General features: G+C 53.2%; 1 rRNA gene. It reads right to left on the bottom strand.

Features of this window, described 5'->3' with window-relative positions:
• A 23S ribosomal RNA gene (locus tag F0L68_RS46020) occupies nucleotides 1-387 on the bottom strand; the annotation flags it as partial.

Genomic DNA, 387 nt, shown 5'->3' with positions numbered 1-387 from the left:
TACGCCGGAGATCTCGCCCATTTAAAGTTTGAGAATAGTTCGAGGACCTTACGTCCCCGCGTGCCTCTAGTCATTCGCTTTACCAGACGAAACTCAGTTTAACCATCTCCCGTGCCACAAAGCAGAGAGTAACGGCAACAAGCCTTTCGGAATCAGAGCCAAGTACAGCTATCCTGAGAGAAACTTCGGGTGGAACCAGCTACTAGATAGTTCGATTGGTCTTTCGCCCCTATGCCCAACTGATACCATGGATTTGCACGTCACAACGGCTACGGGCCTCCACCCCAGTTTCCTGGGGCTTCGCCCTCGCCAGGCATAGTTCACTATCTTTCGGGTCATAGCATGCATGCTCGGCGGTGCTCACAGAGAGAGACTCGCCGCAAAGCG

Origin of the sequence: Solihabitans fulvus, assembly GCF_008386585.1 — a bacterium.
Classification (GTDB): domain Bacteria; phylum Actinomycetota; class Actinomycetes; order Mycobacteriales; family Pseudonocardiaceae; genus Solihabitans; species Solihabitans fulvus.
The sequence above is the reverse complement of the archived record's forward strand: the minus strand, read 5'-3'. Positions and strand labels throughout refer to the sequence as shown.